The sequence below is a fragment of the Mycolicibacterium neoaurum genome (assembly GCF_036946495.1).
GTDB classification, from domain to species: Bacteria; Actinomycetota; Actinomycetes; order Mycobacteriales; family Mycobacteriaceae; genus Mycobacterium; species Mycobacterium neoaurum_B.
On record NZ_JAQIIX010000002.1, the window covers coordinates 2,472,969 to 2,494,087 of the forward strand.

A 21,119-nucleotide genomic window follows, 5' to 3' on the forward strand; every position below is an offset into this window, starting at 1 on the left:
GATTCCGTGCGATGAGTGGCCAGTCGTCGCTGTGCTGAGAGCTGTGGTGAGAGATTGTGACCACTTCGAGTTCTGGCGAATCCGGGTCCAGCAAGTACGCTGAAGGCGATGGTTCCTCTCTGGTTCACGCTGTCCGCACTCTGCTTCGTGGGTGCGGCAGTTCTGCTGTACGTGGATTTCGGCCGTCGGCGAGGTCTTGGCCGACGCCGTAAGTCGTGGGCGAAGTCGCATGGCTTCGATTACGAGCACGAGTCCGCCGACATCCTCGACCGCTGGAAACGCGGCGTGATGTCCACCGTCGGTGAGAGCGCGCACGCCCGCAACGTGGTGCTCGGCCAGATCCGCGGCGAGGCGGTCTTCATCTTCGATATCGACGATGTGGCCACCGTGATCGCCCTGCACCGCAAGGTCGGCACCAATGTGGTCGTCGATCTGCGGCTCAAGGACATCAAGGAGCCTCGCGAAAGCGATATCTGGCTGCTCGGCGCGATCGGACCGCGGATGGTCTACTCGACCAACCTGGATGCGGCCCGGCGCGCCTGCGACCGCCGGATGGTGACCTTCGCCCACACCGCGCCCGACTGCGCCGAGATCATGTGGAACGAGCAGAACTGGACGTTGGTGGCCATGCCGGTCACCAGCACCCGCGCCCAGTGGGACGAGGGTCTGCGCACCGTCCGCCAGTTCAACGACCTGCTGCGGGTGTTGCCGCCCGTGCAGCAGGCCGGCACCAACGGCGCGCGCGCCGGCCAGCCCGCGCTGGCCCGCCGCAGCGGTTCGCCCAGCCGACCGCTGGCACCTCGGCCCGCCGCGCTGCAAAGCCCCGCCGAGCTGCCCGCCGGCCGCGGCGATCAGCCACCCGGTCGCAGCGACGTCAGCCGCTACACCCAGCAACGGCCGCCGGTGCACCAGCCCCGCCAGGCGCCCCACTTCCAGCGGTAGATGCAGGTCCTGATCACCGGCCCGACCTCGGGGCTCGGTGCCGGATTCGCCCGCCGCTACGCCGCCGACGGCCACGACCTGATCCTGGTGGCCCGCGACGCCGTCCGGCTGAACACGTTGGCCGCCGAACTCTGCGACCGCCACGGTGTCTCCGTCGAGATCATCTGCGCCGACCTCGCCGATCAGGCGGGCCGCGATGCGGTCTGCGAGCGGCTGCGCAACGGTGTGCAGGTGCTGGTCAACAATGCCGGGTTCGGCATCTCCGGGGAGTTCTGGACCGCGGACTATGCGCAGCTGCAATCTCAGCTGGACGTCAACGTCACCGCCGTCATGGCGCTCACCCACGCCGCGCTGCCCGCCATGCTGGCCGCCGGTACCGGCACCGTCATCAACGTCGCCAGCGTCGCCGGCCTCATGCCGGGTCGCGGATCGACCTACTCGGCCTCCAAGGCGTGGGTGATCGCGTTCTCCGAGGGGTTGGCCAACGGTCTCGGCGGTACCGGGGTCGGTGTTCACGCGCTCTGCCCAGGATTTGTGCACACCGAATTCCACGAGCGGGCCGGTATCGACATGGCCGGAACGCCGTCCTGGTTCTGGCTCGAGGTCGACGATGTCGTCGAGGACACCCTCACCGCCGTCGCCGATGACAAGGTGGTCATCGTGCCGGGCCTGCAGTACAAGGCGCTGACCGCCGGCAGTCGGCTGCTCCCGCGAACGTTGTTGCGCGGCTTGACCAAACGGGTCGGCAAGGGTCGTGATCGCACGTGATGCGCACCGCCATCGCGCTGCTGGCGGCCATCATGCTGGTGGCCGGGTGTGCCGGCAGTGATGATCACCAAGGGCCCTTCGGTGCACAGCAGGCCACGCTCGGTGAGGCCCAGGCACTGCTCGGCTGGAACATCTCGGTGGCCAACCTGCGCTTCGAGGGCAACCAGGTGCTCGTCGACGTCGACGCCGCCGTGGCCGACCAGAGCGCCGAGCATGTCGGCGCGGACAGCCTGCGCTTCGGTCTCTACGGAGCGCTGTCGCATCCGCTGGAGGCCACTGCCGTCGGCAGTTGTGACTCGGTCACCGATCTGAACCTGCAACCCGTCACCGCCGCCGATCCCGCGAGGCTCAGCGGCACGGTCTGTCTCGGCCCGCTGCGCGATCAGAGTCAGGTGCGCGGCATCTACGTGTACTCACCGCAGGACCGGATGCCGAAGACCACCGTCGCCTACGCGGCCGCCTTCCCGCTGGGCCTGGCACCCACACCAGACACAGACACCGGACTGGTCATCACCTCCACCAGCGTCGACGGATTCGCCGCCGACGGGTCGCAGCTGCGACCCGAGGCCATCGGTGACCCCGACGCGTTCACCGGTAACGGCTACATGCTGCTCGGTCTGTCGATCGACGGTCTGGCGCAGCGGTATCGGGAGGACTCGCAGAACCGTGGCGGGCCACTGATGGTGCTCACCGGTCCGACACTGCCGGGCAAGGGACTTTCGCATGCCTGCTCGGCCTACGGGTCCTCGCTGCTGGTGCTGCCCGACGAGACCCGTGATGCCGTCGCGATCCGGGCCTCACTGTGCACCCAGGGTGAGATCAACGCCGCGCTGCTTTACCCGACCGTCTCGGTGGTCGGTACCCACGCCGCGTTGTGGACCACCCCCGATGACTGACTCGCCCGGACCCACCGAGTGGGGTGAGAGTCCCGGTGTCGGACCGTGGCAGGGGCCACTGCCCACCGGAGCGGATGCCGCGCGTTACGACCCCGAGCTGCTGGCCGCCGGTGACACCCGCAATGTCGTTGACGCATACCGGTATTGGACGCGTGAGGCGATCATCGCCGATATCGACCGGCGCCGGCATCCGCTGCACGTCGCGATCGAGAATTTCGGCAGCGACGCCAATATCGGCACCGTGGTGCGCACCGCAAACGCCTTCGCCGTCGACACCGTGCACATCGTCGGGCGGCGCCGATGGAACCGGCGCGGCGCCATGGTCACCGACCGTTATCAGCGGTTGCGCCATCACGAGGACACCGCCGCACTGCTCGCCTTCGCCGCAGAGACCGGGCTGACCGTCGTCGCCGTCGACAACGTGCCAGGCTCGCGCCCGCTGGAGACCGCGGTTCTGCCGCGCGACTGCCTGCTGGTGTTCGGTCAGGAAGGCCCGGGCATCACCCCGGAGACCTCGGCCGGCGCGGCGTTCACGGTGTCCATCGCGCAGTTCGGCTCGACCCGCAGTATCAACGCCGGCGTGGCGGCCGGTATCGCAATGCACGCCTGGGTCCGCACGCATGCCGACATAACCGCGGCCTGGTAGGGCAAAATCGTGCCCATGGTCGAGGTATGGGCTAATCGCGCCGCCAGCTCGGAGGCCGCCATCACCGCGCGGCACCTGCGACGGTTATGGGGTTTGCCCGGAACCCAGCTCGGGGTCACCGCGTGGCCTGCGGCGCGCAACCAGTCCCTGTTCGACACCTGGCATTACTGGTGGCAGGCGCATCTGCTCGACTGCCTCGTCGACGCCCAGCAGCGCGATCCGCAGCCGCAGCGCCTGACCAGGATCAAGCGTCAGATCCGCGGTCACCACCTGCGAAACAATCTGCGCTGGACCAACAGCTATTACGATGATATGGCCTGGCTGGCGTTGGCCCTGGAACGCTGCGAGAGGCTGGTTGGCGTCGGCCGCCCCACGGCGCTGCGCACCTTCACCGATCAGTTCCTCACGGCCTGGGTTCCCGAGGACGGCGGCGGAATCCCCTGGCGCAAACAGGACCAGTTCTTCAATGCCCCGGCCAACGGTCCGGCCGGGATCTTCCTGGCCCGGTCCGAGGACCGGCTGCGCCGCGCGCAGCAGATGGCCGACTGGATCGAGGACACCCTGATCGATCCCGAAACCAAGCTGGTCTTCGACGGCATCAAGGCCGGTTCGCTGGTGCGCGCCCAATACACCTACTGCCAGGGCGTGGTCCTCGGTCTCGAGGTCGAACTGGCCAACCGCACCGGCGACCCCGAGCACGCCGAACGAGTGCACCGGTTGGTCGCCGCCGTCGAGCAGCACATGACCACCGAGGGCGTCATCCGTGGCGCCGGCGGTGGTGACGGGGGACTGTTCAACGCCATCACCGCCCGCTATCTGGCCTTGGTGGCCAGCGATCTGCCCGGCAGCACCCCCGCCGACGAGCAGGCCCGCGCCACGGCGCGCACGATCGTCCTGACCTCCGCGCAATCGGCGTGGGACTACCGCCAGACCGTCGACGGGATGCCGCTGTTCGGCCCGTTCTGGGATCGCAGCGCGGAGGTACCGCGGGCGGCGACCAAGGCCGCGCAGTCGGTGGACGGCGCGGTCAACGCCTCGGAGATGCCCGAACGCGATCTGTCGGTGCAGTTGTCGGGCTGGATGCTGATGGAGGTTGCCCACACCCTGGATGCCGGTACCGCGTGATCCGGCGCAACCCGACCGCCGCCCGCAGCGGCGAGAACATCGCTGCCGGTCTGCTGCTGCTGTTCACGCTGTTGGCCATCCTGTGGTCGAATTCGCCCTGGGCGCAAAGCTATACGGAATTCTGGGACACCCACGTCGGACTGACCTTCGGCAGTACGCATGCCGAGATGAGCGTCAAACACCTCGTCAACGACGCGTTGATGACGTTCTTCTTCTTCCTGGTCGGCCTCGAGGTCAAGAGCCAGTTCGTCATCGGTGAGCTGACCGACCGGTCCCGCGCGGCGGTACCGGTGTTGGCCGCGCTGGCCGGGCTGATCGTGCCGGCACTGGTGTTCCTGTTGTTCAACCCCAGCGGCGACGAGGCGCGGGCCTGGGGTGTGGTCATCTCGACCGACACCGCCTTCCTGGTCGGCGCGCTGGCCATCATCGGACCCAAGCATCCGTCCCGGCTGCGGACGTTCCTGCTGACCCTGGCCGTCGTCGACGATGTCGGTGCGCTGCTGGCGATCGCGCTGTTCTACTCCGATCAGATCCGGATCTGGCCGTTGCTGTTGTCGGTGGTGCTGATCGCGCTGCTGGCCATGGTGCGGCTGCTGCCCGCCGCCCGCGGCCCCGCCTACTTCGTGCTGGGTCTGGGCTTGTGGCTCGCCCTGTTGCAGGGCGGTGTGCACCCGACGCTGGCCGGTGTCGCGGTCGCCTTGTTGATCCCGGTCTTCACCCCCGAACGCGATCGGGTGGAGGAGGCCGTCGAGATGATCGGCGTCTTCCGACAGTCCCCGAACTCCGAGTACGCGCGGGAGGCGGCGCGACGGCTGCGTGATTCGATCTCCATCAACGAGCGCCTGCAGACCGCGTTCACGCCGTACGTGTCCTATCTGATCCTTCCGGTGTTCGCACTGGCCAACGCCGGCGTCCAGTTCAACATGCAGACCATCGAGCTAGCCGTTCGTTCGCCGCTGACCTGGGGCATCATCGCCGGTCTGGTGGTCGGCAAGTTCGTCGGTATCACCGCGGCGACGGCCATCGTGCGGGCCAGCGGCCTGGGCCAACTGGCACCGGGAATGACCCTGCGTCGGGTGGCAGGCGGCGCGGCGCTGTCCGGGATCGGGTTCACCATCTCGCTGTTCATCGTCGACATCGCGATCAGCGATCCGGTCAGCCAGGACCTGGCCCGCGTCGGTGTGCTGGTGGCCTCGGTGGTGGCCTTCGTCCTCGGCTGGTTGCTGTTCACGATCACCGACCGGCTCAGCCCCCCGGTCGCCGTCGGTGCCACCCTGCTGCGCCCCGTCGACATCGAGCGCGACCATATCGCCGGAAATCCGCACGCGCCGCTCACCCTGGTCGAGTACGCCGATTTCGAATGCCCGTTCTGCAGCCGGGCGACCGGCTCGATCGACGAGGTGCGCGCACATTTCGGGGATCGGCTGCGCTACGTATGGCGGCACCTTCCGCTGGAACGGGTGCACCCGCATTCGGTGGATGCCGCCCGCGCCAGCGAGGCCGCCGCGTTGCAGGGGCGCTTCTTCGAGATGGGTGCCCGCATGTTCGAGATGCAGGATCACCTGGAATGGCAACACATTTACCGCTACGCCGACGGGGTGGGCTGCGATATCGCGAAGTTCGACGAGGATGTGCAGTCGGCCAGGGTGATGCACCGGGTGACCGATGACATCGAGGATGCCGAACTGATGGACCTGGGTGGGACGCCGACGTTCTTCGTCAACGGTGTCCGGCACACCGGGCCGTACGACGCCGCCAGCCTGATCCGCGCGCTGGAGGCCTAACCGCGCCGCCCGCGCACCGAACCGAAGGCCACCAACGCCGCTGCCAGGGCGGTGAGCACCAGCCCGGCGACGGTGACGGCCTGATGGAACTGGCCGGTCTGCTGTGCGGTCCAGTTCCCGGTCGCCAGCGAGCCGGTGAACAGCGCCGCCAGGATGGTGCCGGTGACGACGATCCCGATCGCCGAGGTCACCTGTGCGGCGGTATCGGTGAGCGCCGTGCCCAGGGAGGTCCGGTCCTCGGGCAACCCGCGCAGCACGTTGAGCGCGGCGACCACACCGACCACTCGCATGCCCGCGGCCACCAGCACCAGCGACAGCGCAACCCACGGATAACCGAACCGGCCGAGCGCGCCGAACACCGCCAGGCCGAGCACCACGGCGCAGGCGCTGAGCCAGGCGGCACGCTCCGGTCCGACCCGGCGGACGAACGGATCGACGAAGGCGCTGCCCGCGATCAAGACGAGGACCTGGGGCAGCATGCCGAGGGCGGCCAGCGCCGGGGGCCACCCCCAGTCGAGCTGCAGCTGCAGCGTCACCAGATAACCGAGACCCGCGACCGCCAGCCCGGCGGCCGCCTTGAAGGCCAGTCCGCTGGAGACCAACGGGCGCGCAACGAGTTCCAGGGATATGAGCGGGAAGCGTGTGCACCGTTCGCGGGCGACGAACACGACGAGGGTGGCGGCGGCGCCCGCGGCGGCCGTCCACGGCAGCCACGAACCGGCACCGCGGTCGACGAAGAGCGTGGGTGTCAGCAGCGCCAGCACGATCGTCATGGTTCCCAGCGCCGCACCGGGGAGGTCCAGTGGGTCGCGGTGCAGATCGTCCGCGCGGTCGGACGCCACGCCGCGACTCACCCCGATGATCGCCAGCACGGCAATCGGGACGTTCACGAGCAGGAGCAGTTGCCACGGCGCGACCTGTATGACGAGGCCGCCGACGATCGGTCCGACGGCCAGTCCGACCAGGCCGACGGTGGAGATGAGGGTGATGGCACGCAGCCGCAGGGTGTCCTCGTCGAAGAGCCGGAACGCCAGCGCCATCGAACCGGGCGTGGTCATCGCCGCGGCGACGCCGGTGAGCACCCGGACGACGATGAGTTGTTCGGCGGTGGTGACGAAGGCGGTGGCCAGGCTGGCCGCGGCGAGCAGGGAGAGCCCGATGATCATCAGCCGCCGGCGGCCGAACCGGTCGGCGAGCGCGCCGAAGATCAGCATCAGCCCGCCGAACACGACGGCGTAGGCGCCGACGACCCATTGCAGGGCGGTTGTCGAGGCGTGCAGATCGCGGCCGATGGTCGGCAGCGCGATGGTCAGCACCGAGTTGTCGAGCATCTCGAAGAGGAACACCGCGCTGAGTCCCGTCAGGGCCATCCATGCCTGGGCCAGTGACCGGAGAGGGAGAATGCGGGGAGCGACGGACATAGGCACTAAGTTAAGTCACTAAACTTAGTGGGTCAACAGGAGGGAAGGTCATGCCGAGAACTTCGGAGCGCGGGGGGCCGCTGACCCGCCGCAAGATCTCCGATGTCGCCACGGTGCTGTTCCTGGAGCGCGGGTTCGATACCGTCACCGTCGCCGATGTGGCGCGGCAGGCCGGTGTGTCCAGCGTGACGGTGTTCAAGCACTTCCCCCGCAAAGAGGATCTGCTCTTCGACCGCGTGGAGGATGCCGTCGAGATCCTGCGGGCGGCGGTGCGCGAACGGAGTGCCGGTGTCGACGCGCTGACCTCGCTGCGCGAGACGGCCTTCCGGCTGGTCGACGAGCGCCATGCGCTGTCCGGGGTCAAGGCGGGATCGATCCCGTTCTATCGGACGGTGGCGGGATCACCCGCGCTGATCGCGCGAGCCAGGGAGATCGCCGCGGAACTTGAGCAGATCCTGGCCGCCGACCTGGAGGCCGATGCGGAGTTCGACGGGGACCCGACGTTGTTCGCCGCCCTGTTCATCGCCGGTTATGCGACGGTGCTCACCGGGACAGCGCGCCGCGTCATCGCCGCGGACGCTCCGGATCCGGTCGTCGACGACCACCGCGCCCGGTTGACGGCACTCTTCGATGCTCTGCGCGGTGGGCTCTAGCCCTGCTCGGCCAGCGGTCCCTCGCCGGCATCCTTGACGGCCTTGCGGCGCTTGTACCACTCGATGGCGATCGGTAGCACCGACAGGATGACGATGCCGATGACGATCGGTTCGAGCAGCTTCTGGATGATCTCGAACCGGCCGAGCCAGAATCCCAGCATGGTCAGGCCGCAACCCCACACGATGGCGCCGACGGCGTTGTACAGCGTGAAGACGGCGTAATTCATCTTGGCGGCGCCGGCGGTGATGGGCGCCAGGGTGCGCACGATCGGCACGAACCGGGCGATCACGATGGCGAAGGGCCCGCGCTGCTCGAAGAACACATGAGCTTCGTCGAGGTACTTCTGCTTCAGGAACCGTGCGTTCGGCTTGAACATCGCCGTGCCGACGTTGCGGCCGATCCAGTAACCGACCTGGGCGCCAAGGATCGCGGCGACGGGGATGAAGACCAGCAGCTGCCATAGCTGGAAGTTGACGTCGGCGACGTTGCCCTCGGCCGAGGCGGTCTGGATGCCTGCGGCCAGCATGCCCGCCACGAACAGCAACGAGTCACCCGGCAGGATCGGGAACAACACCCCGGATTCGACGAAGACGACCACCAGCAGACCGATCAGGGCCCAGGTGCCGAAGTAGCTCAGCAGGTTGATCGGGTCCATGAAATCCGGCATGAGCGCCAGGTTGGTGGTCATGGGGTTCGAAGATACCGGCTCGACCTTATGGACAGGCCACTGCGATCCGGTAGCTGGAATCGACGATGCGCGCCGGATCTGCGGAATCGGTGCCGCTGCCCGACCCGTTGACGATCCAGGTGGCGTCGTTGCGCAGCACCGTGGGCTCTCGTCCGGTCGCTGCGGGGAGCGGGACGTCGGAGGAGTAGGCCAGGGCGACGCCGCCGACGTCGCCGATGGTCACCGACCGCACGGCGGCTACACCGTCCTCGTCGCCGGGCTCGTCGATGATGACGGTGACCCCCAGCGATGAATCCCCGATGCTGATGGTGAGCGGGCCGGCATCGTCATCGCACTGCACCGGACCGGTGGGACCGGTCGCGCCGTTGACGACGACCTGCGCGGTGCCCGCCGGCACCGCGTCGAGCTGGACCGGAGGTGGCGGCGCGACCGATGTCGCCGTGGGGGTGGTCTCCGGCGGGGCAGGCTGGGCGCAACCGGAAAGGATGCCCGCCATCGCTGTGGCCAGAAGGACGAACGGGGTCGGAACCGGCTTCGCGCGCATTTCTACCCGAGAGTAACCGGTGTACCCGGCATCCGCCCTGCCACGGCCGAGGGCTTCTTGAGATACTGCCAGGGACAGCGCACGCGACCCAGGAGGAAGTCCATGCCCATCGCCACGCCCGAGGTCTACGCCGAGATGCTCGGCCGTGCCAAGGAGCACTCGTTCGCCTTCCCGGCGATCAACTGCACCTCCTCGGAGACCATCAATGCCGCGATCAAGGGATTCGCCGACGCGGGTAGCGACGGCATCATCCAGTTCTCGACCGGTGGTGCGGAATTCGGTTCCGGTCTCGGGGTCAAGGACATGGTCACCGGGGCCACCGCCCTGGCCGAATTCGCTCATGTCGTCGCAGCCAAGTACGACATCACCGTCGCGCTGCACACCGATCACTGCCCCAAGGACAAGCTGGACGGCTTCGTCCGCCCGCTGCTGGCCATCTCCGCCGAGCGCGTCAAGAACGGTCAGAACCCGCTGTTCCAGTCGCACATGTGGGACGGCTCGGCGGTGCCCATCGACGAGAACCTGCAGATCGCGCAGGAACTGCTGAAGCTGTCGACCGAGGCCAAGATCATCCTCGAGATCGAGATCGGTGTCGTCGGCGGTGAAGAGGACGGCGTCGAGGCCGAGATCAACGAGAAGCTGTACACCTCTCCCGAGGATTTCGAGAAGACCATCGACGCCCTCGGTGCCGGCGAGAACGGCAAGTACCTGTTGGCCGCCACCTTCGGCAACGTGCACGGTGTGTACAAGCCGGGCAACGTGAAGCTCAAGCCGGAGATCCTGGCGCAGGGCCAGCAGGTCGCCGCGGCCAAGCTCGGCCTGGCCGACAGCGCCCAGCCGTTCGACTTCGTCTTCCATGGCGGGTCCGGCTCGCTGAAGTCCGAGATCGAGGACTCGCTGCGCTACGGCGTGGTGAAGATGAACGTCGACACCGACACCCAGTACGCGTTCACCCGGCCTGTCGCCGCGCACATGTTCACCAACTATGACGGTGTGCTCAAGATCGACGGCGAGGTCGGGAACAAGAAGGTCTACGACCCGCGCAGCTACCTCAAGAAGGCCGAGGCCGGGATGACCGAGCGCGTCATCGAGGCCTGCAACGACCTGCACAGCGCAGGCCGGTCGGTCTCCGCCGGATAGCGGCCGGAAACAAGAATCGGCGCGTTCCCACCTCGGGGACGCGCCGATTTTTTTCTGCTGCTCAGCCGTTCTGGCAGATCTTCCATTGGTCGTCGCGGAACTGGAGATCGAAGCTGCGGGTGGACCGGGTCTGCGGGGCATTGGCCATGAAGGTGGTCACGTTGGCCTCGGCGTGATCGTCGACCACGACCACCTCGTCGATGCTGGCCACCACGGGGTACTGCTTGGCCGCTGCGACCCGACGGTGCGTGTCGGTCCAGGCCTTGTCGTCATAGCGGACATAGCTGTCGCGGGTTGCGCCGCAGGTCAATCCCCGCAGCGCCGCCAGGTCGCCCTTCTGGATGGCGACGTCGAAGTTCTGGATCGTCGAGCGAACCTGATCCTCCTGGGACGCAGCGCCGTCACTGCCCCTGGTGAGCAGCACGGTGCCGAGGATCGCGACGGCTGCCACGGCGGCGATCACCAGCACGACCGCGATCACCCAGCCCCAGCTGCGTCGGCGGGCCGGTGCCTTGGGTGCGTCGTCGCGCGGCGGAATCACCTGGGGGGCGGCCATTTTGGAGGTATCGATCATCTCCGTCGGCTCGCCCGCGGCGAAGATCTCGGTCGGCGGCTCGGGCACCGACTGGATGATCTGGGTGGAGCCGTCGAATCCCGACGGTGCGGTGTACCGGCGCTCCGAGGAGTCCTCGGCCTCCGATGCGTCCGCGGTGGGTTCGGTGTTCGGATCCCCGGGTTCTGTTGGATTCGACATCCCTGCTGCGGTCCTCCCTCGCGAACGCTCTCCGCAAGCCTAGTCACTGGCGGCATATCCCCGCACGGCACAATAGGCCCATGACGCGTATGGGTGACCTGCTGGGGCCGGATCCGGTGCTGCTGCCGGGTGATACAGAGGCCGAAGAGGAACTGGCTGCGGGCGAGGAGCCCGCCATCGTGGCGGCGGCGCACCCGAGTGCGTCGGTGGCCTGGGCCGCGCTGGCCGAGGCGGCCCTGGCCGACGAGCAGCCCATCACCGCGTACGCCTACGCGCGCACCGGTTATCACCGCGGACTCGATCAGCTGCGCCGTAACGGCTGGAAGGGTTTCGGCCCGGTGCCCTATGCGCACGAGCCCAACCGCGGCTTTCTGCGTTGTGTGGCATCGCTGGCGAAGGCGGCGCAGACCATCGGGGAGATCCCGGAGTACGCCCGGTGCCTGGACCTGCTCGACGATTGTGACCCGGAGGCAAGGGCGGCCCTGGGGCTGGCCTGATAGCCCTTACTCAACAGCCGTGGGCCCGGCAGTCGTCATCGCCGGTGGGCTCCACCTGGACGGTGGCGTGTTCCAGGCCGTGGGCGGCCAGGACGGCCCGGGCATCGACCAATACCCGCGCGGAGTCCGCACTGCTGGTCAGATGCGCGGTGGCCATGTCCTTGCCCGGCACCAGCGTCCACACATGCAGGTCGTGCACGCCGGTGACGCCGTCGACCGACTCCAGTTCGGTGCGCAGTTCCTCGACGTCGATATGCGCCGGTGACGATTCGCTGAGGATCCGCAGCGCGGCCCTGGCCAGTGCGATGGCGCGGGGGAGCACCCACAGCGCCACCAGGACGGCGACGACGACGTCGGCGTAGGGCCAGGAGGTCGTGACGGTGACGATTCCCGCGATCAGCACGCCGATGCTGCCGACGGTATCGGCGACAACCTCCATGTAGGCGCCCTTGACCGCGAGGCTGTGCTCGGCGTCCGAGCGCAGCAGCAGTACCACCGCGATATTGGCCAGCAGACCCAGCAGGGCCACCACGATCATCGGCACACCGGGCACGTCGGGCGCGTCGCCGAGTCGTTCGAAGGCTTCGTAGAGGATGAACGCGGCGACCCCGAACAGCAGTGCTGCGTTGGCCACGGCGGTGAACACCTCGGCGCGGTGCCAGCCGTAGGTACGTGCCGCGGAGGTCGATCCACGGCGGGCCATGAGCACCGCGGTCAGCCCCATGAACATGGCGACCAGGTCGGTGAGCATATGGCCGGCATCGGCGAGCAGGGCGATCGAGTTGATGCTCAGCGCGGTGACGAGTTCGACGACGAAGAACGTGGCCAGGATGGCCGCGCCGATCATCATGCGGCCTACCCGCGTATCGCCTCCGCCGTGGCTGTGGTCATGTCCGGCACCCATGCCGCCGAATATATGCGGAAGTATGCATATGTTGCAAGGGTGGTCAGAGCCAAGCCGACCAGAATCGGGTGAGGCCACCGCCGAGGGAGACCAGCGGTCCGGGGACGCCGGACAGTTCGACGAACCAGAACACCGCACCGAAGAAGAGCTGGTTGAGCTGTGGCACCAGCAGCACGATCAGCAGGATGACAAAACCCCATTGTTTGACCGGGTCCAGGGCGCGCTGGGTGTCGGTGCTCAGATGGGGTTCCAGGGCGTTGTAACCGTCCAGGCCGGGGATCGGCAGCAGATTCAGCAGCACGGCGGTGACCTGGAGGAAGCCCAGGAAGGCCAGACCGCCCCAGAACACCGCGTGGGCCGGGTCGTAGAACAGGCGCGTGACGCCGAGCAGCAGGATGGCCAGGACCAGGTTCGCCAGCGGACCGGCCAGGCTGACCTGCGTGCGCTGTCGCGCCGTCATCCACGAGGTGTGCAGATAGACCGCGCCCCCCGGCAGCCCGATCCCGCCGATGGCGATGAACAGCATCGGAAGACCCAGCGACAGAAGGGGATTGGCGTACTTGAGCGGGTTGAGCGTCAGGTAGCCACGCGCCTCGACGTTGTGGTCACCGAACCGCCATGCGGTGTAGGCGTGGCCGAATTCGTGCAGACACAGCGATACCAGCCAACCGGCGATCACCAGCACGAAGACCGAGACGTAGGAGAGCGTTTGCACGCGGTCGGCGCACAACCACGCGCCCACCCCGCCCGCGGCGGTCAGCGCGACGATCGCCAGGAAGATCGGGCTGGGGCGCACCGACTGACGCAGTGGTCTGATGTTCACGTCCCGACGCTACCCAGGTTTGAGATTCACCGGACGGCCAACCAACCCTGCGTGTGCCGGTAGAAGGTCGACCGTTTGACCGCACGGGGGCTCAGCTCGCCGTCACGGACCACGAATGCGCCCGGGGTGCCCAGCTGCGCGGCGCGTCCGGTCACCCAGCGGCCCGGCCGCATGTGCCGCGACAGCACGGTGGCCCGCAGCCCCGGTTGGTCGGGAATCGGCTCCACCCGGACCCCGGTGACCTCGCCGTCGAACAGCACCGTGTCGTCGACGACCGCCTCGCCGACCAGCTTGGCCGGTGCGTCACCACGTTCCAGGCCCTGTTCCCCGACCCAGACGGCGGCGCCCACGATCACCGACCCCGTCTCGTCCCTGATCAGCGGCACCCGGGTGGCCCGGCCGGACAACGCCCGGCTCGCTCCCCAGGGCCTGCGCACGTGCGCGACCTCGATATCGAGGCGGTCCGCGCGCAGCAGTCCCTTGAGTACCGCGGCCAGATCGGCGTCGGCACCGACCACGATGACCCGCCGGAAATCGGTCACCTCGTCGGGCGAAATCCCCGGCAGTCCGCGTAACGAACGGGGTGTCCGGCGTCCGCCGAACAACAAAACGCCCACGTCATTTGTGGCCAACGCAACTCCTACGGCTCCGCTCGGATAGGGTGGGTCACCGGCTGCATCACTTTAAGCGGGAGAAATGCCATGCCGGCAATCGTGCTCATCGGCGCCCAGTGGGGCGATGAGGGCAAAGGTAAAGCCACCGACCTGCTCGGTGGACGTGTGCAATGGGTAGTTCGCTACCAGGGAGGTAACAACGCGGGTCACACCGTGGTGTTGCCGACCGGGGAGAACTTCGCGCTGCACCTCATCCCCTCGGGCATCCTCACCCCGGGTGTCACCAACGTCATCGGTAACGGTGTCGTGGTGGACCCGGGCGTGCTGCTCACCGAGCTCTCGGGTCTGGAGGAGCGCGGGGTCGACACGTCCCGGTTGCTGATCTCCGCCGACGCGCACCTGCTCATGCCGTATCACGTCGCCATCGACAAGGTGACCGAGCGGTACATGGGCAGCAAGAAGATCGGCACCACCGGTCGCGGGATCGGACCCTGCTACCAGGACAAGGTCGCGCGCCTGGGCATCCGGGCCGCCGATGTGCTGGATCCGGCGCTGCTCGAGCAGAAGATCGAGGCGGCGCTCGACTTCAAGAACCAGGTGCTGGTCAAGATCTACAACCGCAAGGCGCTGGAGCCTGCCGAGGTGCTGGAGAACCTGCTGACCCAGGCCGATGGCTTCAAGCACCGCATCTCCGATGCTCGGTTACTGCTCAACCAGGCGCTGGAGGACGGCCAGACGGTGCTGTTGGAAGGCTCGCAGGGCACCCTGCTCGACGTCGACCACGGCACGTATCCGTTCGTCACCTCGTCCAACCCGACGGCCGGTGGTGCGTCGGTGGGCTCGGGTATCGGGCCGACGCGCATCACCACGGTGCTGGGCATCCTGAAGGCCTACACCACGCGGGTGGGGTCGGGGCCGTTCCCGACCGAGCTGTTCGACGAGCACGGCGCATACCTGGCCAAGACCGGCGGTGAGGTGGGCGTCACGACCGGTCGGGCCCGGCGGTGCGGCTGGTTCGACGCCGTGATCGCCCGATACGCGACCCGTGTCAATGGCATCACCGACTACTTCCTCACCAAGCTCGACGTGCTGTCCAGCTTGGAGACTGTGCCGGTATGCGTGGGCTACACCGTCGACGGCAAGCGGACCGACGAGATGCCGATGACCCAAGCCGATATCCACAAGGCCGAGCCGATCTATGAAGAGCTGCCCGGTTGGTGGGAGGACATCAGCTCGTGCCGCACCTTCGAGGAGCTACCGGCGAACGCCCGTGATTATGTGCTTCGACTCGAAGAGCTTGCCGGAGCGCAGGTCTCATGCATCGGCGTCGGCCCGGGGCGGGATCAGACCATCGTGCGCCGAGACATTCTGGCGTGACCGACTTCGGGCTGGATCCGCGCCGTGCCGATCCCGAGTACGACCGGCAGGGTGGGTTTCCGGTGTTCGAGCTCGCGGATCCGGGGCCTGGGTTCGGCCGCTTCCTGACGGCGATGCGTCATGCGCAGGATCTGGCAGTATCGGCCGATCCCGATAGTGAGACCTGGGATGCCGCAGCTGATCTGGCCGAACAGCTGGTGGCTCTGCTGGAACCGTATCGGGCCGCCGAGGGGGTCGGGCCCGCGAGCCGGGTGCCGTCCCTGCCCGGGGCGGGCAGCCTGTTGATGCCGCCATGGCAGATCACCAAGTTCGATGCCGACGGTGTCGAGCTGACGGTGCAGTTCAGCCGGTATCACGTCGGCGGAAACGGCGCCGTGCACGGTGGGGTGCTGCCGCTACTGTTCGACTCGGTGTTCGGCATGGTGATCCACGCAGCGGGGCGACCCGTCAGCCGGACCGCCTTTCTGCATGTCGACTATCGGGCCGTGACACCGATCGACCAGACGCTCACGGCGCGCGGGTGGGTGCGTGAATCCGAGGGGCGCAAGGCGTTTGTGAATGCCGAGCTGCGCAATGGTGACGGGAAGCTGCTGGCCGAGAGCAATGGTTTGATGATCAGATTGCTGCCCGGTCAGCCCTGATCGTGTGACCATATCCGTGTGACGAACAGGCTGACCACTCCCCGGGTTGCCGCGGTCGCCGGGGTGGTGTTCGCGGTGTTATTCGGGACGGCATTGGTGCTGATCCGACTGGCATTGCCCGAGGGCACCGAAACGGGTGCGCAGTGGTTGGTCGAGGGCAGTAAGAATCTGGGCGTCGCCGCGAAGATCATGCCGTTCGCGGGGATAGCGTTCCTCTGGTTCATGGCAGTGGTCCGCGATGGACTGGGCGGTTACGAGGACAAGTTCTTCTCGACGGTATTCCTCGGCAGCGGCCTGTTGTTCTTGGCGATGATGTTCGTGGCCGCAGGGTTTGGTGCCGGACTGGAACGCAGCGGCGCGGCTGTCGATCCGAATATCGCGGCCTTCGGTCAGATGGTGTTGCTGACGGTGTCCAAGACCTATGCACTCCGGATGGCGGCGGTGTTCATGATGTCGCTCGCTACCATCTGGCGCAAGACCGGGCTCATGCCGGACTGGTTGGTGATCGCCACCTACGTTGCCGCAGTGGGACTTCTGATCGCCAGTGACCTCAGCATGTGGCTGACGATCGCCTTCCCGGCATGGGTGCTGGTGGTCAGTGTGTTGTTGCTGCGGCGGGCCGCTCGCACCTAGAAGTCTGGTTGTCCGCGGGCGTTTTCGAGGGCGAGCTCTGCTGCGTTGCGGGTTCGTTCGGCGTTGATGCGGTATTCGCGGTCGTGTTGTCTGGTGCGTTGGCGTCGTGGGATGTCGGGGTCGCGGTCCCACTCACCGATCAGGGTGATGTGTCGCGATCTCGGTATCGGGGTGTCGATGGTGTTGTGCGGGAACAGGACTGGTGCGAGCGGCATCGTCGCGTAGGTGTGCCCGTTCGGGGCGGTCCATTCGGTGGTGCCGTCGGGGTGTGCTTTGGGGGTCCAGCCGGTTTTCAGGGTTTTGAGTAGGTGGTGTTCGCGGCAGAGCGGGCGCAGGTTGCCCGGATGGGTGGCTCCGGCCGGCCACGGGGTGAGGTGGTCGAGGTCGCAGCGTTGGGCGGGCTTCCCGCAACCGGGGAAGCAGCACGTCATCGCGGTCATGCGGACGTAGGCGGCCAGTTTCGCCGACGGGCGGTAGCGGGGTTCGGAGCCCAGCTCGGTGGTGTTGTTCAGGGGGCGGACTTTTGCACCGGTGGCGATGAGTTCGGCCAGTAGGTGTGCGGGGATGATCGCCCCGTCCAGGGTGATCCCGGTGCCCAGGGCGGTCTGGGTGCTGGCGGCCGGTGCGGTGGGCTTGGGTTCGGCGCTGCCATCGTGCGCGGCGGGCTCCTCGGCTGGGGGCTCGGCCATCGGCTGTGGCTGGTCCTTGTCGGTCCGCGGGTCCTGGGTACCGCTGCCATCGGGTGTGGGCCCCGAGGCGGGCTTGGCACCGTGCCCGGTGTCGGGTTCGTGTCCGGTGAGCACGTAAACGGTCACCGCACCCGCGCGCGGGTCTTTCCCCGACCCCGCGCAGTCGCGGTCACCGCAGAGGCAGGTGAGTCGGTCGGCTCCGGCTAGGACGGCGGCGAGGGCGTCGGCGCGGCGTTGGGCCACGGTGCGCGGATCACCATCGCAGACGCTGTGGGCGAGGGTGTTGAGGCGGGTGTCGCTGATCGTGGCGTCGGTGGCGCGCATGCGTCCCCAGAACGAGACGACCCCGTCGGGGTCATCGCTGTCGCCGAAGTCGATGTAGCGGTCTTTGGCCGCCGTCTTGGATCGGATGACCGCGATCGGGTCGAATTTGTGGACCCAGAAGTCGACCGCGGCGATCAGTGCGTTCTCCGACAGCGTGCCGTATTGGTGGGCGCTGCCGGCGATCCCGGCGTCGATCAACGCCAATGCGTCGTCGTCGGTGACGAGTTGGGTGCGCCAGGTGATCGCCGCGATCACCTTGGCCGACACCAACCCTTTCGCGAACGCCTCGGCGGTGCGGGGCAGTCGATCACGCAGGGCCATCGCGATGCGCATCTGGGCGCTCGCTGCGCGCGGCCCGAGAGTGCACGCCGCGCTGATCTCGGCCTTGGCCAGCGCCCATCCGTCGATCAGCTTCAACGCCGAGGACTCGTCTTCGTCCTCGCAGTGCCGGGCGGTCACCTCAGCCACCAAGGCCAGCCGGCGGGCCGCCGCCGTAGCTTCGGCGCGGGTGGCGTCGGTGACCGCGGCGATGAGCGCCTCATCGCTCAGCTCCGACAACCCCGACCGTTCGAACATATGAGCGATTCTACTCGCGGCCCCGACAAGTCGAGTGGAACGGGAAAAGGCCAGTTCAGAGGGTATATGGACTCATCCGCTCCGTATGACAGCGGAGCTTGCCGCGGCGGTCGCGGCGTCGACGTCGGAGAACACGTTGAAGTAGTGGAATCCCACCCGAAGCGCACCGCCCTCGGTGGTGGTGGCCCGGATGCGGTTGCGCCGCAGGGTGGCCGCATCGACGCGATGACGTGGTGGTGGGGAAGCGACCACAACATGTGACGGACGCCCGAGGTTGAGGATGCGGAACCCCGCCTCGACCAAGACTTCCGAATAGGCGTTCGCAAGATCCAGAACATGCTCTCGGCAACGCTTCTCATCCAACCGGCCGAGAAGATCCAGGGCGGCGCGAGCGCCGATCCAGGACAACCAGGCAGGCGAGGCATTGCACCGACTCATCGTTGCCGACTCGCTATACGGACCTCCGAAGTAATGCGGCGGTGAAGAGGCGGTCTTCCAGCTGGGCGTATGGGCGCGCATGAGTTTCAGATCGGGATCGGCGACCAGCCATGTCGTGCCACGTGGACACAGCATCCACTTGTAGCCATGTGTGGCGATGATATCGGCGGGATGGCCCGAGAGATCTGAGACCAGTACGCCCAGCGTCTGGGTGAGGTTGGCGAACACCAGCGCGCCACGCCGATGGGCGGTAGCGCAGATGGCATCGAGGTCGACGAGTTCGCCGTCGTTGGTCAATACTTCGCTCACGAGGACGAGCCCGGTGGTCTTGTCGATCGCGTCTAGGAGTTCGGTGCTGCGGCTATGTCCTGGTTTGCGTTTCACCACTCTCACTGACGTGCCGGTGGACGCGGCGTAAGCAAGGGCCGGGAACAACACACTTCGGAACTCGTCGCCCGAGACCAGGATGGACTTTCCGGGTGGTGTGCAACGGACGGCGGTCGCCGCTGCCTCGGCGAGTGACCCCTGGGAGGCGACATGGCTCGGGGCAATTCCGGTGTAACGGGCAAACTCGCCGCGCGCGTGGTCGGCCGCTGAGTCCCATTCGGTCCACTCGAATGATCCCGAAAGCCAATCGTCCAAACTGCTTGTGAGGCTGTCCACGACGCGGCGGGCTCCCGGTGGAGCCCCTGGGGTATCCAGCCATATCCAGTCTGTCAGGGACGGAAACTGGGCCCGAAACTCTTCAGGTGTCATCGTGGCAGCGCGACGACCGCTTCGATCTCGACCTTGAGGCCAGGGGCCGCCAACTCCGAGACGGTCGCCGCGGAATGCGCGGGGTACCGGCCAGTCGGATACCACCGTCGGAAGACCTCGTCACGCGCTCGGGCGAACTCGGTGAATCCGTCGGTACCGACCACGAGTGTGAGGAGTTTGACGATGGCACTGGGATCCACGTCGAGGTGTGAAACAATCGCTTCGATGTTCGCGAACGCTTGTAGCGTTTGCTCGTAACAGTTTTCGCTCACGAGCTCACCCGTCACGTCCGCGCCGATCTGTCCGGAAATGTACGCGGCAGTGGATGTGTGGGGCAGGATGGCGACGTGGCTGAAGGCGCCCATCGGGGGTGCGATTGCGGCGGGATTGACGGTGGTCATCGGGCCTCCGCCACAGGTGATTCCCACGTTGTGATGCCGCCAAGCGTGAAGACGGTCTTGCCGAACGCGACTCCCGACGCCATCTCGCGCAGTGCGTCCGCGGCCTCGGAGAGAGGGCGCACGGCGTGCACGGTCGGTCTGATCTGGTTCTCGGTGACGAAGCGGAGCATCTGGTCGAACTCGGGCGCACTTCCCATGGATGTGCCTTCCAGTGTTACCTGTCGAAAGAACAATTCCCGCAGCGAAAGACTGATGTCGGGTGCGGTCGTCGCTCCGAAGGAGATGACGCGACCTCCGGGGCGCAGTGCCTTCAAGGCGGCGGGGAAGGCCGATGCGCCTACGCTGTCGATGACCAATTCTGCTGGAGTGTGGAGCTTTTCATCGAAGCCGTCGATTCCGACGACGACGTGTGATGCTCCCAGCGCGATGGCCTGTGCAACTTTGCTCGAATGCCGCGTCACCACGGTGACATGCGCCCCAGCGGCCGCGGCCATCGAGACGGCCAGGGTGCCTGCTCCGCCAGTCGCGCCGGTGATCACGACATGCTGGCCTGCCTCGAGTCGGCCCTTGGTGAAAAGTGCTCGGTAGGCGGTCAATCCAGCCAGCCCCAGTGCAGCCGCTTCGATTTCGGAGAGGTGCGGCGGAACGGGGTGAACGTTGACGCTGGGGACCGTGATGAACTCGGCGAACGTGCCCGGGATCGGTCCTCCGATGATGGTCGGCACTTCAGGCACATCTTTGGTACGCGTCCATCCGATACACGGATTGATCAGCACGATATCGCCGATCCGTTGTTCCGCGGTGTCACCGGTGGCGACGATCGTTCCGACGGCGTCGGCGCCGACGATCTTCGGCTCGTTGTCGGTGTGTGCGTCGATGACGAAGAGCTCGTGTCGATTGAGGCCGGCCGCGGCGATCCTGACAAGAACGTCGTTGTCCCGGGCTTCGGGACGAGGCACCTGTGCCAACCGCAGTCCATCGGGTCCTGCACAGCCTGCGTGCACCAATGCCTGCATGGTGAGATTTTCTGACATCTAGTTCTCCGTCGAAATATCTTGGTGATCAGTGGGGTCGACCTGCGCGC

At 67.0% G+C, this 21,119-nt stretch carries 23 protein-coding genes; 12 read left to right on the top strand and 11 right to left on the bottom strand.

Going from position 1 to position 21,119, the window contains the following annotated elements; genetic code table 11:
* Positions 1-108 precede the first annotated feature (108 nt).
* Genes ttfA through nhaA form a run of 6 tightly spaced genes read left to right on the top strand, consistent with a single transcriptional unit; the run spans position 109 to position 6,161 of the window.
* Complete coding sequence (gene ttfA, locus PGN27_RS17170; RefSeq protein WP_335327198.1) at positions 109-942, top strand: trehalose monomycolate transport factor TtfA; 834 nt, start codon at positions 109-111, stop codon at positions 940-942.
* Positions 943-1,710: an SDR family NAD(P)-dependent oxidoreductase gene (locus PGN27_RS17175; RefSeq protein ID WP_335327199.1), complete on the top strand. Its 768-nt coding sequence runs from the start codon at positions 943-945 to the stop codon at positions 1,708-1,710.
* Positions 1,710-2,606, top strand: coding sequence for a hypothetical protein (locus PGN27_RS17180; protein WP_335328759.1), 897 nt, complete (start codon positions 1,710-1,712; stop codon positions 2,604-2,606). Before PGN27_RS17175 ends, PGN27_RS17180 begins: the two co-directional genes overlap by 1 nt.
* On the top strand, positions 2,599-3,252 hold the full coding sequence (locus PGN27_RS17185; protein ID WP_335327200.1) for a TrmH family RNA methyltransferase: 654 nt from the start codon (positions 2,599-2,601) through the stop codon (positions 3,250-3,252). The genes PGN27_RS17180 and PGN27_RS17185 overlap by 8 nt, the downstream gene beginning before the upstream one ends.
* 15 nt (positions 3,253-3,267) lie before the next feature.
* Positions 3,268-4,377 (top strand): glycoside hydrolase family 76 protein, encoded by a 1,110-nt coding sequence (locus PGN27_RS17190; protein WP_335327201.1) that lies wholly within the window; start codon positions 3,268-3,270, stop codon positions 4,375-4,377.
* A complete protein-coding gene (nhaA, locus tag PGN27_RS17195) occupies positions 4,374-6,161 on the top strand; it encodes a Na+/H+ antiporter NhaA (protein WP_335327202.1) in 1,788 nt (595 codons plus the stop codon). The genes PGN27_RS17190 and nhaA overlap by 4 nt, the downstream gene beginning before the upstream one ends.
* Here the strand turns inward: nhaA and PGN27_RS17200 are convergent.
* Positions 6,158-7,582: an MFS transporter gene (locus tag PGN27_RS17200; RefSeq protein WP_335327203.1), complete on the bottom strand. Its 1,425-nt coding sequence runs from the start codon at positions 7,580-7,582 to the stop codon at positions 6,158-6,160. The genes nhaA and PGN27_RS17200 overlap by 4 nt on opposite strands.
* A gap of 50 nt (positions 7,583-7,632) precedes the next feature.
* Here PGN27_RS17200 and PGN27_RS17205 point away from each other — a divergent pair, with 50 nt between their 5' ends.
* Positions 7,633-8,235: a TetR/AcrR family transcriptional regulator gene (locus PGN27_RS17205; protein ID WP_335327204.1), complete on the top strand. Its 603-nt coding sequence runs from the start codon at positions 7,633-7,635 to the stop codon at positions 8,233-8,235.
* Here the strand turns inward: PGN27_RS17205 and PGN27_RS17210 are convergent.
* Together PGN27_RS17210 and PGN27_RS17215 are read right to left on the bottom strand one after the other, a co-directional pair.
* Positions 8,232-8,924: a DedA family protein gene (locus PGN27_RS17210; protein ID WP_335327205.1), complete on the bottom strand. Its 693-nt coding sequence runs from the start codon at positions 8,922-8,924 to the stop codon at positions 8,232-8,234. The genes PGN27_RS17205 and PGN27_RS17210 overlap by 4 nt on opposite strands.
* A gap of 25 nt (positions 8,925-8,949) precedes the next feature.
* Positions 8,950-9,468, bottom strand: a complete 519-nt coding sequence (locus PGN27_RS17215; protein WP_335327206.1) for a lipoprotein LpqH — start codon at positions 9,466-9,468, stop codon at positions 8,950-8,952.
* A 102-nt stretch (positions 9,469-9,570) separates the two neighbouring features.
* Here PGN27_RS17215 and fbaA point away from each other — a divergent pair, with 102 nt between their 5' ends.
* Positions 9,571-10,608: a class II fructose-bisphosphate aldolase gene (fbaA, locus tag PGN27_RS17220; RefSeq protein WP_036459285.1), complete on the top strand. Its 1,038-nt coding sequence runs from the start codon at positions 9,571-9,573 to the stop codon at positions 10,606-10,608.
* A gap of 61 nt (positions 10,609-10,669) precedes the next feature.
* Here fbaA and PGN27_RS17225 read toward each other — a convergent pair whose 3' ends face one another.
* Entirely contained in the window at positions 10,670-11,362 is a 693-nt protein-coding gene (locus PGN27_RS17225) for an Rv0361 family membrane protein (RefSeq protein WP_335327207.1), read from the bottom strand.
* Between the two features lie 80 nt (positions 11,363-11,442).
* On the opposite strand from PGN27_RS17225, the gene PGN27_RS17230 reads away from it, so the two are divergent.
* Positions 11,443-11,859 carry a DUF3151 domain-containing protein gene (locus PGN27_RS17230; protein ID WP_335327208.1) on the top strand — a complete coding sequence of 139 codons (417 nt, stop codon included), beginning with the start codon at positions 11,443-11,445 and terminating at the stop codon, positions 11,857-11,859.
* Between the two features lie 10 nt (positions 11,860-11,869).
* On the opposite strand, the gene PGN27_RS17235 is transcribed toward PGN27_RS17230, so the two are convergent.
* Genes PGN27_RS17235 through PGN27_RS17245 form a run of 3 tightly spaced genes read right to left on the bottom strand, consistent with a single transcriptional unit; the run spans position 11,870 to position 14,218 of the window.
* A complete protein-coding gene (locus tag PGN27_RS17235) occupies positions 11,870-12,763 on the bottom strand; it encodes a cation diffusion facilitator family transporter (RefSeq protein ID WP_335327209.1) in 894 nt (297 codons plus the stop codon).
* A gap of 43 nt (positions 12,764-12,806) precedes the next feature.
* A complete protein-coding gene (locus PGN27_RS17240; RefSeq protein ID WP_335327210.1) occupies positions 12,807-13,586 on the bottom strand; it encodes a site-2 protease family protein in 780 nt (259 codons plus the stop codon).
* Between the two features lie 26 nt (positions 13,587-13,612).
* Positions 13,613-14,218, bottom strand: a complete 606-nt coding sequence (locus PGN27_RS17245; RefSeq protein WP_335327211.1) for a peptidase M50 — start codon at positions 14,216-14,218, stop codon at positions 13,613-13,615.
* 69 nt (positions 14,219-14,287) lie between these two features.
* Here PGN27_RS17245 and PGN27_RS17250 point away from each other — a divergent pair, with 69 nt between their 5' ends.
* The 3 genes from PGN27_RS17250 to PGN27_RS17260 are packed head-to-tail and all read left to right on the top strand — an operon-like array spanning position 14,288 to position 16,851.
* A complete protein-coding gene (locus PGN27_RS17250) occupies positions 14,288-15,577 on the top strand; it encodes an adenylosuccinate synthase (RefSeq protein WP_335327212.1) in 1,290 nt (429 codons plus the stop codon).
* Positions 15,517-16,218, top strand: coding sequence for a PaaI family thioesterase (locus tag PGN27_RS17255; protein WP_335327213.1), 702 nt, complete (start codon positions 15,517-15,519; stop codon positions 16,216-16,218). Before PGN27_RS17250 ends, PGN27_RS17255 begins: the two co-directional genes overlap by 61 nt.
* An 18-nt stretch (positions 16,219-16,236) precedes the next feature.
* Positions 16,237-16,851 carry a hypothetical protein gene (locus PGN27_RS17260; protein ID WP_335327214.1) on the top strand — a complete coding sequence of 205 codons (615 nt, stop codon included), beginning with the start codon at positions 16,237-16,239 and terminating at the stop codon, positions 16,849-16,851.
* Here the strand turns inward: PGN27_RS17260 and PGN27_RS17265 are convergent.
* The 4 genes from PGN27_RS17265 to PGN27_RS17280 form a co-directional block, all read right to left on the bottom strand.
* A complete protein-coding gene (locus PGN27_RS17265) occupies positions 16,848-18,440 on the bottom strand; it encodes an HNH endonuclease signature motif containing protein (RefSeq protein ID WP_335327215.1) in 1,593 nt (530 codons plus the stop codon). The two genes, PGN27_RS17260 and PGN27_RS17265, sit on opposite strands and share 4 nt — an antisense overlap.
* Positions 18,441-18,512: 72 nt before the next feature.
* The gene (locus PGN27_RS17270) at positions 18,513-19,634 is read right to left on the bottom strand and encodes an aminotransferase class V-fold PLP-dependent enzyme (protein WP_335327216.1); all 1,122 of its coding nucleotides are present in this window, start codon (positions 19,632-19,634) and stop codon (positions 18,513-18,515) included.
* Positions 19,631-20,035, bottom strand: a complete 405-nt coding sequence (locus PGN27_RS17275; RefSeq protein WP_030134104.1) for a RidA family protein — start codon at positions 20,033-20,035, stop codon at positions 19,631-19,633. Before PGN27_RS17275 ends, PGN27_RS17270 begins: the two co-directional genes overlap by 4 nt.
* Complete coding sequence (locus tag PGN27_RS17280; protein ID WP_335327217.1) at positions 20,032-21,069, bottom strand: quinone oxidoreductase family protein; 1,038 nt, start codon at positions 21,067-21,069, stop codon at positions 20,032-20,034. Before PGN27_RS17280 ends, PGN27_RS17275 begins: the two co-directional genes overlap by 4 nt.
* Positions 21,070-21,119: the final 50 nt, after the last annotated feature.

Bases quoted from the DNA above. Each gene is read 5' to 3' on its own strand.
- fbaA (WP_036459285.1), top strand. From the start codon at position 9,571: ATGCCCATCGCCACGCCCGAGGTCTACGCCGAGATGCTCGGCCGTGCC.
- PGN27_RS17280 (WP_335327217.1), bottom strand. From the start codon at position 21,069: ATGTCAGAAAATCTCACCATGCAGGCATTGGTGCACGCAGGCTGTGCA.
- PGN27_RS17225 (WP_335327207.1), bottom strand. From the start codon at position 11,362: ATGTCGAATCCAACAGAACCCGGGGATCCGAACACCGAACCCACCGCG.
- PGN27_RS17190 (WP_335327201.1), top strand. From the start codon at position 3,268: ATGGTCGAGGTATGGGCTAATCGCGCCGCCAGCTCGGAGGCCGCCATC.
- PGN27_RS17270 (WP_335327216.1), bottom strand. From the start codon at position 19,634: ATGACACCTGAAGAGTTTCGGGCCCAGTTTCCGTCCCTGACAGACTGG.
- PGN27_RS17180 (WP_335328759.1), top strand. From the start codon at position 1,710: ATGCGCACCGCCATCGCGCTGCTGGCGGCCATCATGCTGGTGGCCGGG.
- PGN27_RS17275 (WP_030134104.1), bottom strand. From the start codon at position 20,035: ATGACCACCGTCAATCCCGCCGCAATCGCACCCCCGATGGGCGCCTTC.
- PGN27_RS17255 (WP_335327213.1), top strand. From the start codon at position 15,517: ATGCATCGGCGTCGGCCCGGGGCGGGATCAGACCATCGTGCGCCGAGA.
- PGN27_RS17230 (WP_335327208.1), top strand. From the start codon at position 11,443: ATGACGCGTATGGGTGACCTGCTGGGGCCGGATCCGGTGCTGCTGCCG.
- PGN27_RS17185 (WP_335327200.1), top strand. From the start codon at position 2,599: ATGACTGACTCGCCCGGACCCACCGAGTGGGGTGAGAGTCCCGGTGTC.
- PGN27_RS17250 (WP_335327212.1), top strand. From the start codon at position 14,288: ATGCCGGCAATCGTGCTCATCGGCGCCCAGTGGGGCGATGAGGGCAAA.
- ttfA (WP_335327198.1), top strand. From the start codon at position 109: ATGGTTCCTCTCTGGTTCACGCTGTCCGCACTCTGCTTCGTGGGTGCG.
- PGN27_RS17210 (WP_335327205.1), bottom strand. From the start codon at position 8,924: ATGACCACCAACCTGGCGCTCATGCCGGATTTCATGGACCCGATCAAC.
- PGN27_RS17235 (WP_335327209.1), bottom strand. From the start codon at position 12,763: ATGGGTGCCGGACATGACCACAGCCACGGCGGAGGCGATACGCGGGTA.
- PGN27_RS17200 (WP_335327203.1), bottom strand. From the start codon at position 7,582: ATGTCCGTCGCTCCCCGCATTCTCCCTCTCCGGTCACTGGCCCAGGCA.
- PGN27_RS17205 (WP_335327204.1), top strand. From the start codon at position 7,633: ATGCCGAGAACTTCGGAGCGCGGGGGGCCGCTGACCCGCCGCAAGATC.
- PGN27_RS17175 (WP_335327199.1), top strand. From the start codon at position 943: ATGCAGGTCCTGATCACCGGCCCGACCTCGGGGCTCGGTGCCGGATTC.
- PGN27_RS17215 (WP_335327206.1), bottom strand. From the start codon at position 9,468: ATGCGCGCGAAGCCGGTTCCGACCCCGTTCGTCCTTCTGGCCACAGCG.
- PGN27_RS17265 (WP_335327215.1), bottom strand. From the start codon at position 18,440: ATGTTCGAACGGTCGGGGTTGTCGGAGCTGAGCGATGAGGCGCTCATC.